The sequence below is a fragment of the Martelella sp. genome (assembly GCF_984369615.1).
On record NZ_CFHTCS010000129.1, the window covers coordinates 1 to 10,937 of the forward strand.

Annotated in this window: 14 protein-coding genes and 1 pseudogene; all 15 read left to right on the forward strand. The window is 61.1% G+C overall.

Annotated features, from left to right (window positions below; genetic code table 11):
* Positions 1 to 287, forward strand: a 287-nt coding sequence (locus AC5DC2_RS11905) for an NAD(P)H-dependent glycerol-3-phosphate dehydrogenase (RefSeq protein WP_491698628.1), incomplete at its 5' end; no start/stop codon positions are given.
* Between the two features lie 21 nt (positions 288 to 308).
* Positions 309 to 602 carry a YciI-like protein gene (locus tag AC5DC2_RS11910; protein WP_024706562.1) on the forward strand — a complete coding sequence of 98 codons (294 nt, stop codon included), beginning with the start codon at positions 309 to 311 and terminating at the stop codon, positions 600 to 602.
* A 5-nt stretch (positions 603 to 607) separates the two neighbouring features.
* Positions 608 to 1,036: an EVE domain-containing protein gene (locus tag AC5DC2_RS11915; RefSeq protein ID WP_491698629.1), complete on the forward strand. Its 429-nt coding sequence runs from the start codon at positions 608 to 610 to the stop codon at positions 1,034 to 1,036.
* 45 nt (positions 1,037 to 1,081) lie between these two features.
* Positions 1,082 to 1,309 carry a hypothetical protein gene (locus AC5DC2_RS11920; protein WP_024706564.1) on the forward strand — a complete coding sequence of 76 codons (228 nt, stop codon included), beginning with the start codon at positions 1,082 to 1,084 and terminating at the stop codon, positions 1,307 to 1,309.
* A 60-nt stretch (positions 1,310 to 1,369) separates the two neighbouring features.
* Positions 1,370 to 2,011, forward strand: a complete 642-nt coding sequence (locus AC5DC2_RS11925; RefSeq protein WP_491698630.1) for a class I SAM-dependent methyltransferase — start codon at positions 1,370 to 1,372, stop codon at positions 2,009 to 2,011.
* 308 nt (positions 2,012 to 2,319) lie between these two features.
* A complete protein-coding gene (gene sdhC / locus AC5DC2_RS11930; RefSeq protein ID WP_024706566.1) occupies positions 2,320 to 2,712 on the forward strand; it encodes a succinate dehydrogenase, cytochrome b556 subunit in 393 nt (130 codons plus the stop codon).
* A 13-nt stretch (positions 2,713 to 2,725) separates the two neighbouring features.
* Positions 2,726 to 3,106: a succinate dehydrogenase, hydrophobic membrane anchor protein gene (sdhD, locus tag AC5DC2_RS11935; RefSeq protein ID WP_491698631.1), complete on the forward strand. Its 381-nt coding sequence runs from the start codon at positions 2,726 to 2,728 to the stop codon at positions 3,104 to 3,106.
* Between the two features lie 7 nt (positions 3,107 to 3,113).
* On the forward strand, positions 3,114 to 4,952 hold the full coding sequence (gene sdhA, locus AC5DC2_RS11940; protein WP_024706568.1) for a succinate dehydrogenase flavoprotein subunit: 1,839 nt from the start codon (positions 3,114 to 3,116) through the stop codon (positions 4,950 to 4,952).
* A gap of 48 nt (positions 4,953 to 5,000) precedes the next feature.
* A complete protein-coding gene (locus tag AC5DC2_RS11945) occupies positions 5,001 to 5,375 on the forward strand; it encodes a virulence factor (protein ID WP_491698632.1) in 375 nt (124 codons plus the stop codon).
* A complete protein-coding gene (locus AC5DC2_RS11950) occupies positions 5,375 to 6,154 on the forward strand; it encodes a succinate dehydrogenase iron-sulfur subunit (protein ID WP_024706569.1) in 780 nt (259 codons plus the stop codon). The genes AC5DC2_RS11945 and AC5DC2_RS11950 overlap by 1 nt, the downstream gene beginning before the upstream one ends.
* A 121-nt stretch (positions 6,155 to 6,275) precedes the next feature.
* Complete coding sequence (locus AC5DC2_RS11955; RefSeq protein ID WP_491698633.1) at positions 6,276 to 6,875, forward strand: AprI/Inh family metalloprotease inhibitor; 600 nt, start codon at positions 6,276 to 6,278, stop codon at positions 6,873 to 6,875.
* A 126-nt stretch (positions 6,876 to 7,001) separates the two neighbouring features.
* Entirely contained in the window at positions 7,002 to 8,156 is a 1,155-nt protein-coding gene (gene zapE / locus AC5DC2_RS11960) for a cell division protein ZapE (RefSeq protein ID WP_491698634.1), read from the forward strand.
* 173 nt (positions 8,157 to 8,329) lie between these two features.
* The gene (gene mdh, locus AC5DC2_RS11965; protein WP_491698635.1) at positions 8,330 to 9,292 is read left to right on the forward strand and encodes a malate dehydrogenase; all 963 of its coding nucleotides are present in this window, start codon (positions 8,330 to 8,332) and stop codon (positions 9,290 to 9,292) included.
* 31 nt (positions 9,293 to 9,323) lie between these two features.
* Entirely contained in the window at positions 9,324 to 10,520 is a 1,197-nt protein-coding gene (sucC, locus tag AC5DC2_RS11970) for an ADP-forming succinate--CoA ligase subunit beta (RefSeq protein WP_024706573.1), read from the forward strand.
* Between the two features lie 6 nt (positions 10,521 to 10,526).
* A pseudogene (locus AC5DC2_RS11975) lies at positions 10,527 to 10,937 on the forward strand (succinate--CoA ligase subunit alpha); the annotation flags it as partial.

Here is a 10,937-nt window from a genome sequence, read left to right on the forward strand (position 1 = left end):
CGGAGACGGTGCGCGGCCTTTCAGGCCTCGGCGATCTGGTGCTGACCGGCTCCTCGCGCCAGTCGCGCAATTTCCGCTATGGTGTGGCGTTGGCCGAAGGCAATTTCGACAACATCAATGCGGCGCTCGTCGAAGGGGTCTATTCTGCCTCTGTCGCCAGCGAGCTTGCCGAAAGCTATGGCGTGCAGATGCCGATTTCCAATGCCGTTGCCCGCGTGCTGGATGGCAAGCTCGGCATTCCGCAGGCGCTGGAAGACCTGATGACCCGGCCGATCACGACCGAATGAAGAACGAGAGGAGACAGGAAGATGCTTTTCGCCGTTTTGTGCAAGGATAAGCCCGACCACATTCATATCCGTATGGAAAACCGGCCCCGCCATCTCGAATGGCTCGACGGGCTGAATGAAAAGGGCACGCTGAAGATCGCCGGCCCGTTTCTCGACGAGCAGGAGAAGCCCTGCGGTTCGATGCTGCTGATCGAGGCGAAGGATCAGGCCTCGGCGGAGGCGATCGTCGCGCAGGACCCCTATGGCAAGGCCGGACTGTTCGAAAAGGTCGAGGTCAAGCCATATAAGTGGCTCTACAACAATCCGGGGGTCTGAGCTTCATGGCCTACTGGCTTTTCAAATCCGAACCGTTCAAGTTCTCCTGGGAAATGCTCAAGGCGAAGGGCGAGGCCGGGGAAGAGTGGGACGGGGTGCGCAATTATCAGGCCCGCAACAATATGCGGGCCATGGAAATCGGCGACAAGGGCTTTTTCTACCACTCAAACGAGGGGCTGGAAGTCGTCGGCATCTGCGAAGTCTGTGCGCTCGCCCATCATGACTCGACCACCGACGACCCGCGCTGGGAATGCGTCGATATCCGCGCGGTGGCCGACATGCCGAAGCCGGTGACGCTGAAGGATGTTAAGGCCAATCCGAAGCTTGCCGACATGGCGCTGGTGACCTCGATGCGCCTTTCGGTGCAGCCGGTGAAGGAAGACGAATGGCTCGAAGTCTGCCGCATGGGCGGGCTGGACAATCCGCCGCGGTAAGCCTAGCGTCGTTGCCGCCTTCATATTTTCTCGGGAGTGATTGCCATGAACGGGCATGAGTATTCCTTCTGGATGGGCGCCCACTGGGGGCTCTGGCAGCTTGCCATTGCCGCGCTCATTTGGTGGCTCATTTTCGGCTGGCCGGTGGCGCGCATTCTGCGCCGGATGGGGTTTTCCGGTTTTTGGGTGCTGCTCTGCTTTGTGCCGCTCGGAAATATCGTCGGGTTGTGGGTTCTGGCGACGACGCGCTGGCCCGGCTCCGAAAAAGGATGAAGCGATGCCGCCGTCGGAACAAGGTGGCCCGAGGAACGAATATGGTTCCGGCTTCCTGCGATGAACGAACGTGAAGAATTCATCCTCGAAAACACCGATATCCTGACGCCGCCGCACGTGCCGGAAATCCGGCTTCGACTCGCAAGCGAGGTGCACGACCTCTGGATGAAGACAGAGGCGGAGCTTGAGGAAATCGGCCTGCCGCCGCCCTTCTGGGCCTTTGCCTGGGCGGGCGGGCAGGGGTTGGCGCGCTATGTGCTGGATCATCCCGACTGCGTTGCCGGTAAACGGGTCGTGGACTTCGCCACGGGGTCCGGCCTTGTGGCGATTGCAGCGGCAAATTCCGGGGCGACGTCTGTTCTGGCGGCCGATATCGATCACTGGTCCGGCTCTGCCGTCGCGCTGAATGCGGCACTGAATGAGGTGGAGGTCGCCTATGACGGCAAAGATCTGATGGGCGAAGCGCTTGATTGCGACGTACTTCTGGCCGGCGATGTCTTCTATGACGCCGACTGGGCGGATCGATTGGTCCCGTGGTTCGAGGCGCTGACCGATGCCGGCGTCACCGTTCTCGTCGGCGATCCCGGGCGCGCCTATTGCCCGGTTTCGCGTTTGGAGAGGCTGGCGCAATATCAGGTGCCGGTCACGCGGGTTCTGGAGGACAGCGAAGTGACGAAGACGACGGTCTGGCGGTTCCGCTGATCGCAATGCGCGGCCTGTTTCGGCTTAAAAGATGACTTTTTTACTCATGTTAAGCCATTGAAATGTAACGAATCAAGTGGACTCGTCCGACGAGGCGTGCGACTTTCCGCCCGCACGGTCGATGGAGGGCGGGCGCTTTGTCGATTCCCTGTTTCGTCAAACCGATTAAATCGGGCAGGCGAACGTGAATCGGCTTGTCGCGATGCCTTGTCATGGGTAAACCACCGTGGAACAACGGCATTGTCCGCCGCTCCGGCGACGGCTGCCCGCATCATGCTATGCGCCTTTTGAACACCCGCGAGGTTTTGATGGCCACACCGACCAGCAACCGGCCCCTGTCGCCGCATCTTCAAGTCTACAAGTTCATCCCGACCATGGCGATGTCGATCATCCATCGCATCACCGGCGTGGCCTTGTATTTCGGCACCGTTCTTCTGGCCGCCTGGCTGGTGTCCGCCGCCATGGGTAAAGAGGCTTTCGATTGCGTGAGCTGGTTCCTCGGCTCTTGGCTCGGGCTTCTCATCATGTTTGGCTACACCTGGGCGCTGGTGCATCACCTGCTCGGCGGGCTTCGCCATTTCGTCTGGGATTTCGGCCACGGACTCGGCAAGGAGTTCACCACCAAGATGGCGATCGCGCTCCCCTTCGTCTCCGTCGGCATCACCGTGGTGCTCTGGATCATCGGCCTGATTGCCTGGTAGGAGGAAACATAGAATGGATATGCGCACACCGCTGAAAAAGGTTCGCGGCCTCGGCTCCTCCAAGGGAGGGACCCACCATTTCTGGATGCAGCGCATGACGGCTGTTGCCCTCGTGCCGCTCTTCATCTTCTTCATCCTGTTCGTCATCGCCCATCTGGGCGCGTCCTACGAGACCGTCATCGGCTCGCTCGCCAATCCCTTCGTCGCCGTGCTGATGGGGATGATGGTGATCGCCGGGCTGATCCACATGCGCATCGGCATGCAGGAGGTCATCGACGACTATGTTCACAATGAGCTCCTCAAGCTCTCCGCCTTGATGGCGAACACGTTTTTCACAGTCCTGGTGGGCGGCTTCTGTCTCTTCGCCCTCCTGAAGATCGCATTTGTGGGGTAACGAGCAGATGGCAACTTCCTCTCCCGAAAAGAACGGTAAAGCCTACGAGTATGTCGACCACGCCTATGACGTGGTCGTCGTCGGCGCCGGCGGCGCGGGTCTGCGCGCCACGCTCGGCATGGCCGAACAGGGCTTCAAGACCGCCTGCATCACCAAGGTCTTTCCCACCCGTTCGCACACGGTTGCCGCCCAGGGCGGCATTGCCGCCTCGCTGCAGAACATGACGCCCGACAGCTGGCAGTGGCACCTCTATGACACGGTCAAGGGCTCCGACTGGCTCGGCGATGTCGACGCCATGCAGTACATGGTCATGGAGGCGCCGAAGGCGGTCTATGAGCTTGAGCATTACGGCGTGCCGTTTTCCCGTAACGAAGAGGGCAAGATCTACCAGCGTCCCTTCGGCGGCCACATGCAGAATTTCGGCGACGGCCCGCCGGTGCAGCGCACCTGTGCTGCGGCCGACCGTACCGGTCACGCCATCCTGCACACGCTTTACGGACAGTCGCTCAGGAACAATGCCGAATTCTTCATCGAGTTTTTCGCGCTTGACCTGATCATGAGCGATGATGGCGTCTGCACCGGCGTTGTTGCCTGGAACCTCGATGACGGCACGATCCATCGCTTCTCCGCCAAGATGGTGGTGCTGGCGACCGGCGGTTACGGCCGCACCTATTTCTCGGCAACGTCTGCCCACACCTGCACAGGCGACGGCGCGGGCATGATTGCGCGCGCGGGCCTGCCGCTGCAGGACATGGAATTCGTGCAGTTCCACCCGACCGGCATCTATGGCGCCGGCTGCCTGATTACCGAAGGCGCGCGCGGCGAGGGCGGGTACCTCACCAACTCCGAGGGCGAGCGCTTCATGGAGCGCTATGCGCCTTCGGCCAAGGACCTTGCCTCGCGCGACGTGGTGTCCCGCTGCATGACCATGGAAATCCGTGAAGGCCGCGGCGTCGGCAAGAACAAGGACCATATCTTCCTGCACCTTGACCATCTCGACCCGGCGATCCTGGCGGAACGTCTTCCGGGTATTTCGGAAAGCGCGCGCATCTTTGCCGGCGTCGACGTCACTCGCGAACCGATCCCGGTTCTGCCGACGGTGCACTACAATATGGGCGGTATCCCGACCAATTACTGGGGCGAGGTGCTGAATGCCGACAGCGAGAACCCGGAACGCGTCGCGCCCGGCCTGATGGCCGTCGGCGAGGCTGGCTGCGCCTCGGTGCACGGCGCCAACCGTCTCGGCTCCAACTCGCTGATCGACCTCGTGGTCTTCGGCCGCGCCGCCGCGATCCGCGCCGGCCAGGTGATCGACCGCGAAAGCCCGATCCCTGCTCTGAACACCGCTGCCTGCGATAAGATCATGGAACGCTTCGACCGCATCCGCCATGCCGACGGCTCCAAGCCGACGGCGGTGCTGCGCGACAAGATGCAGCGCGCCATGCAGGAAGATGCTGCCGTTTTCCGCACCCAGGAAACGCTCGAACAGGGTTGCCAGCGGATTTCGGCAATCTGGGGCGAACTGCCGGACGTCAAGGTCACCGATCGTTCGATGATCTGGAACTCGGACCTTGTCGAAACGCTTGAGCTCCATAACCTCATGGCCTGCGCCATCACCACGGTCTACGGCGCGGAAGCGCGCAAGGAAAGCCGCGGCGCCCATGCCCGCGAGGACTATGCCGACGGCCCCTTCGCCGGTCGTGACGACGAGAACTGGCGCAAGCACACGCTCTCCTGGGTCAGCGAGACCGGCGAAGTGAAGCTCGATTATCGCCCGGTTCACCAGGACCTGATCGCAGACGGCATCGACATCAAGAAGATCGCGCCCAAGGCCCGTGTCTACTGATCGTGTCAGCCTGAAGATATGGTATCATGGCGGTGAAAGGATATTGCCATGAACGTGATCGGACATAACAGACGAGTGCCGCACTCTTCGAAAGGCAGTTCCATGTATGCGATCGTTTTCGACCTGGATACCAACAGCCTGAAGGAGGTGTATCCGGGCGCATCGTGGAACAATGCCTATTACGAGATACGGAGTTTCCTTGCTGAACGTGGCTTTGGCTGGCAGCAGGGAAGCACCTATTTCGGTGATGATACCGTCGACGCCGTAAGTTGTGTTCTGACGATACAAGAGTTGACGGACGGATTTGAGTGGTTTGCGGCTTCGGTTCGGGACATTCGCATGCTTCGTATCGAAGAAAACAATGATCTGATGCCAGCCGTCGAACGCGCGTCGGCGAAGAGAACAGGAAAAGGCAAAGCCTGATGGTTGAATTCACGCTTCCCAAGAACTCGAAGATCAAGACGGGCAAGACCTGGCCGAAGCCGGAGGGCGCTGCCAATCTGCGCGAGTTCAAGATCTATCGCTGGAATCCGGATACCGGCGAGAATCCGTCGGTCGATACCTATTTCATCGATCTCGATGATTGCGGGCCGATGGTCCTTGATGCGCTGCTCTACATCAAGAACAATATCGACCCGACGCTGACGCTACGCCGCTCCTGTCGCGAGGGCATCTGCGGCTCCTGCGCGATGAATATCGACGGCACCAACACGCTCGCCTGCACCAAGGGCATGGACGAGATCAAGGGCGCGGTGAAGATCTATCCGCTGCCGCACATGCCGGTGGTCAAGGACCTCGTGCCGGATCTCAACAATTTCTACGCCCAGCACCGCTCTATCGAGCCCTGGCTGCAGACCGTCTCCCCGCCGCCGGCGAAGGAATGGAAACAGAGCCATGAGGACCGCGTCAAGCTCGACGGGCTTTACGAATGCATTCTCTGCGCCTGCTGCTCGACCTCCTGCCCGTCCTACTGGTGGAACGGCGATCGCTATCTCGGCCCGGCCGTGCTGCTGCAGGCCTATCGCTGGCTGATCGACAGCCGTGACGAGGCAACCGGCGAGCGGCTCGACAATCTGGAAGACCCCTTCCGGCTTTATCGTTGCCACACGATCATGAACTGCACCCAGGCCTGTCCGAAGGGCCTGAACCCGGCGAAAGCCATCGCCGGCATCAAGAAAATGCTGGTCGAGCGGGCGGTTTGAGCCTGTCGGAACGGGACAAGCGGCCGGTCTTTTCGGGTCGGCCTCTTGCAGGGCCATGAAAACGCACGATATGATTGCTGGTATTGACGAGTGGCCGAGCATGAGCGGGAGTTTCGGATAAATGGTTCAAAAGGTTCTGATCGCAACGGCGATTGCCTCGGTCCTGGCGCTGAGCGCCTGTCAGCGGACCAGCTATAATTATTCCCAGCCGGTGGCGCCCCAGCCGCAGCCTCTCACGCCGGCGCCGGCGGGCCAGGTGCAGAGCAGCAATCTGCCGCCGCCCGGCGGCGCGCAGCAGGGCACCTATGGCGGCACCTATAATTCGGGGACGATGCCGGTCGATACAGCAACCGCTGGCAATAGCGGCCAGTTTCCGGCAGCGCCCGGCGCGCCCACGGGTTCGGGCGGCATGGGCAATGTCGCAGCGCCCGCAGGCGCCATGGCCCTCTCCAATGCCGGGCTCGTCGGCAGCTGGAAGGCCAATGAGGGCGGCGTCCAGTGCGACATGTTCCTGACTCTGACCAATCTCGGCGAGGGCCTGCGCGGCGGCACGCGCGGCTGCACGGGCGGGCTTTCGACGATGAAATCCTGGGGCATCAACGGCGATCAGCTGGTGCTGAATGATGCCAATGGCTACGCAATCGCCCGGCTCTACAAGACCGGTGAGAGTCGCCTCGAAGGCACGAGCAGCTCCGGCCAGCAGGTCGTCCTGAGCCGCTAGGTCCGGCAATATGACAAGGGCTCGCTCAGGCGGGCCCTTTTTTGTTGGGCATTTGTCAGATAGAGCCGTATCAGGCTTCTTCGCCGCGCTGCCCGCGGCATGTTCATCCTTGTTCCGGAATTTTTCATGGCCGTAACCACGACCGTCACCAAACGCCTTGAGACAATGACCGAAAAGGGCCAGCTCAAGGCCGACCCCGCGCAGCTGGCCGTCGCCGGTGAGCTTGACCGTGTTCTGAAAGGGCTTTCGGCCGTCAGGCCGGCGGAAAAGGGCGGGCGGCTGATCGCGCGCCTTTTCGGCCTGTCGCGCCAGAAGGGCGGCCCGCTTGTGGAGGGGCTCTACATTTACGGCAGCGTCGGGCGCGGCAAGACGATGCTGATGGACATGTTCTTCGAGGCGGCCCCGATTGCCGACAAGCGGCGCGCTCATTTCCACGCCTTCATGGCCGATGTGCAGGAGCGCATCAACGCGCACCGGCGCAAGCTGAAGGCGGGCGAGGTGAAGGAGGCCGATCCGATCGGTCCCGTCGCCGACCAGATCATCGGCGAAAACCGGCTTCTCTGCTTCGATGAATTCACCGTCACCGATATTGCCGATGCGATGATCCTGTCGCGGCTCTTCTCCGCCCTGTTCGAGCGCGGCTGCATTCTCGTGGCGACCTCGAATGTCGCGCCCGATGATCTCTACAAGGACGGCCTCAATCGGGGGCTTTTCCTGCCATTCATCAAGGTGCTGAAGGAAAATGTCACGGTAACGACACTCGATTCGGATACCGATTACCGCATGGAGAAATTCGAGGGGCGTCCGGTCTATCTCACCCCGCTTGATGATGAGGCCCGGCGGAAGATGGACGAGACCTGGAAAGTGGCGACGCGCGGGGCAGAGACCGGGCCGGAAGAGATCGCGCTGCGCGGGCGCGTGCTGCATGTGCCAAACGCAGGCGGCGCCTTTGCGCGCTTTACCTTCGACGACCTGTGCCGGAAGCCGCTGGGCGCCGCCGACTATATGGCGATCACCGACCGCTTCTCGACCGTCTTCATTGATGATGTGCCGAAGCTTTCCGCCGATCAGCGCAATGAAATCAAACGCTTCATCATTCTGGTCGATACGCTTTACGACCGGACGATCCGCACGGTGATCTCGGCGGAAGCCATGCCGGAGGAACTTCTGGTTGATCGCAAGGGACGGGAAGGGTTCGAATTCGAGCGCACGGCCTCGCGCCTTTTCGAAATGCGCAGCACGGATTATCTCGCAGCGCACAAGGAAAAATGGGCGAAATAGGGGCGGCGTTTTTCATTTATTTTACGTTAACGTCAAATAAAACATATATAACCGATTGAAAATATTGGCCTCGTAAAAACCGGTTGAAAAATGCCCCGTTTGCCGATATCCCAACCCCGTCATGGGCACGGTTTTGACCATCGTCCAGAAATGAGTTTTCAGAGGATACATTCATGGCGCGCAATAAAATCGCATTGATCGGTTCGGGCATGATCGGGGGAACGCTCGCGCATCTGGCGGGGCTGAAGGAACTGGGCGACGTCGTTCTGTTCGATATCGCCGACGGGCTGCCGCAGGGCAAGGCGCTCGATATCGCGGAATCCTCGCCGGTCGATGGTTTTGACGCGAAGCTTTCCGGCGCTTCCGACTATTCGGCAATCGAAGGCGCCGATGTCTGCATCGTCACCGCAGGCGTGCCGCGCAAGCCGGGCATGAGCCGCGATGATCTCCTCGGCATCAATCTGAAGGTCATGGAAGCCGTCGGTGCGGGCATCAAGCAGTATGCGCCCAACGCCTTCGTCATCTGCATCACCAACCCGCTGGACGCCATGGTCTGGGCTCTGCAGAAGTTCTCCGGCCTTCCGGCGAACAAGGTCGTGGGCATGGCCGGCGTGCTGGACTCGGCCCGTTTCCGCTACTTCCTCGCCGAAGAGTTCAACGTCTCCGTTGAAGACGTCACCGCCTTCGTTCTCGGCGGTCACGGCGACACCATGGTGCCGGTCGCGCAGTATTCGACCGTTGCCGGCATCCCGCTGCCCGATCTGGTCAAGATGGGCTGGACCACCCAGGAAAAGCTCGACGCGATCATCACCCGCACGCGCGGCGGCGGCGGCGAGATCGTTGCGCTCCTGAAGAACGGTTCGGCCTATTACGCGCCTGCCGCTTCCGCCATCGCCATGGCCGAAAGCTACCTCAAGGACAAGAAGCGCGTCATGCCGGCTGCTGCCCACCTGACCGGTCAGTACGGCGTTGACGGCATGTATGTCGGCGTTCCGATCGTCATCGGCGAAGGCGGCGTCGAGCGCATCGTCGAAATCGAGCTTACGGGCGAAGACAAGGCGGGCTTCGACAAGTCGGTGGACGCCGTCAAGGGGCTCTGCGACGCCTGCAAGGAAATCGCACCCGCTCTGAAATAAGCCGCTTTCTTCAAAAAGGACGGATATCCGCATGAATATTCATGAATACCAGGCCAAGGCTCTCTTGAAGGGCTATGGCGCGCCGGTCGCTGATGGCGTTGCCATCCTGAGCGCCGATGAGGTCGAGGCCGCTATCGGCAAGCTTCCCGGTCCGCTTTACGTGGTCAAGAGCCAGATCCACGCCGGCGGCCGCGGCAAGGGCAAGTTCAAGGAACTGCCGGCCGATGCCAAGGGCGGCGTTCGCCTCGCCAAGTCCGCCGACGAGGTCAAGGCCTTTGTCAACGAGATGCTCGGCAACACGCTGGTGACCAAGCAGACCGGTCCTGCCGGAAAGCAGGTCAACCGCCTCTATATCGAGGACGGCGCCGATATTGACCGCGAGCTTTACTGCTCGCTGCTCGTCGACCGCACGGTCGGCCAGGTGGCCTTTGTGGTTTCCACCGAGGGCGGCATGGACATCGAGACGGTGGCCGAGGAAACCCCGGACAAGATCGTCACCGTCGCGATCGATCCCGACACCGGCGTGACCGCCTCCAATGTCAAGACGCTTTGCGAAGCGTTGCAGCTTGAGGGCGACGCCGCCAAGGACGCCGAACGTCTGTTCCCGATCCTCTACAAGGCCTTTGTCGAAAAGGACATGAGCCTTCTGGAGATCAACCCGCTGATCGTCATGGAAAACGGCCATCTGCGCGTTCTCGACGCCAAGGTCTCCTTCGACGGCAATGCGCTCTTCCGCCACGACGATGTCCGCGCGCTGCGCGACACCACGGAAGAGGACGCCAAGGAAATCGAGGCCTCCAAATATGACCTCGCCTATGTCGCGCTCGACGGCAATATCGGCTGCATGGTCAATGGCGCAGGCCTTGCCATGGCGACGATGGACATCATCAAGCTCTACGGCGCAGAGCCCGCCAACTTCCTCGATGTCGGCGGCGGCGCGTCCAAGGAAAAGGTCACGGCGGCCTTCAAGATCATCACCGCCGATCCGGCCGTGAAGGGCATTCTGGTCAACATCTTCGGCGGCATCATGCGCTGCGACGTCATCGCCGAAGGCGTGATCGCGGCCGTCAAGGAAGTCGGCCTCAAGGTGCCGCTGGTCGTCCGCCTGGAAGGCACCAATGTCGAACTCGGCAAGAAGATCATCGACGAGAGTGGCCTCAACGTCATCTCCGCAGATGATCTAGACGACGCGGCCCAGAAAATCGTTTCGGCCGTTAAGGAGGCCTGAGTACCCATGTCCATTCTGGTCAATAAAGACACCAAGGTTCTGGTTCAGGGCCTCACCGGCAAGACCGGCACCTTCCACACCGAGCAGGCGCTTGCCTATTACGGCACCCGGATGGTCGGCGGTATTCACCCCAAGAAGGGCGGAACCGAATGGTCGTCGGGCGTTGATGGCACAAATCTGCCGATCTTTGCCTCGGTTGCCGAGGGCAAGGAAAAGACCGGCGCCGATGCGTCCGTGATCTACGTGCCGCCGGCAGGCGCGGGCGCTGCGATCCTGGAAGCGATCGAAGCCGAAATTCCGCTGATCGTCTGCATTACGGAAGGCATTCCGGTCGCCGACATGGTCAAGGTCAAGGCGAAGCTCGACAAGTCGAAGTCGCGCCTGATCGGCCCGAACTGCCCCGGCGTTCTGACGCCG

What these genes read in the sequence shown, in the direction of transcription:
- mdh (WP_491698635.1), top strand. Translation starts at nt 8,330, where the DNA reads ATGGCGCGCAATAAAATCGCATTGATCGGTTCGGGCATGATCGGGGGA.
- AC5DC2_RS11945 (WP_491698632.1), top strand. Translation starts at nt 5,001, where the DNA reads ATGAACGTGATCGGACATAACAGACGAGTGCCGCACTCTTCGAAAGGC.
- sdhA (WP_024706568.1), top strand. Translation starts at nt 3,114, where the DNA reads ATGGCAACTTCCTCTCCCGAAAAGAACGGTAAAGCCTACGAGTATGTC.
- sdhC (WP_024706566.1), top strand. Translation starts at nt 2,320, where the DNA reads ATGGCCACACCGACCAGCAACCGGCCCCTGTCGCCGCATCTTCAAGTC.
- sucC (WP_024706573.1), top strand. Translation starts at nt 9,324, where the DNA reads ATGAATATTCATGAATACCAGGCCAAGGCTCTCTTGAAGGGCTATGGC.
- zapE (WP_491698634.1), top strand. Translation starts at nt 7,002, where the DNA reads ATGGCCGTAACCACGACCGTCACCAAACGCCTTGAGACAATGACCGAA.
- AC5DC2_RS11920 (WP_024706564.1), top strand. Translation starts at nt 1,082, where the DNA reads ATGAACGGGCATGAGTATTCCTTCTGGATGGGCGCCCACTGGGGGCTC.
- AC5DC2_RS11925 (WP_491698630.1), top strand. Translation starts at nt 1,370, where the DNA reads ATGAACGAACGTGAAGAATTCATCCTCGAAAACACCGATATCCTGACG.
- sdhD (WP_491698631.1), top strand. Translation starts at nt 2,726, where the DNA reads ATGGATATGCGCACACCGCTGAAAAAGGTTCGCGGCCTCGGCTCCTCC.
- AC5DC2_RS11955 (WP_491698633.1), top strand. Translation starts at nt 6,276, where the DNA reads ATGGTTCAAAAGGTTCTGATCGCAACGGCGATTGCCTCGGTCCTGGCG.
- AC5DC2_RS11910 (WP_024706562.1), top strand. Translation starts at nt 309, where the DNA reads ATGCTTTTCGCCGTTTTGTGCAAGGATAAGCCCGACCACATTCATATC.
- AC5DC2_RS11915 (WP_491698629.1), top strand. Translation starts at nt 608, where the DNA reads ATGGCCTACTGGCTTTTCAAATCCGAACCGTTCAAGTTCTCCTGGGAA.
- AC5DC2_RS11950 (WP_024706569.1), top strand. Translation starts at nt 5,375, where the DNA reads ATGGTTGAATTCACGCTTCCCAAGAACTCGAAGATCAAGACGGGCAAG.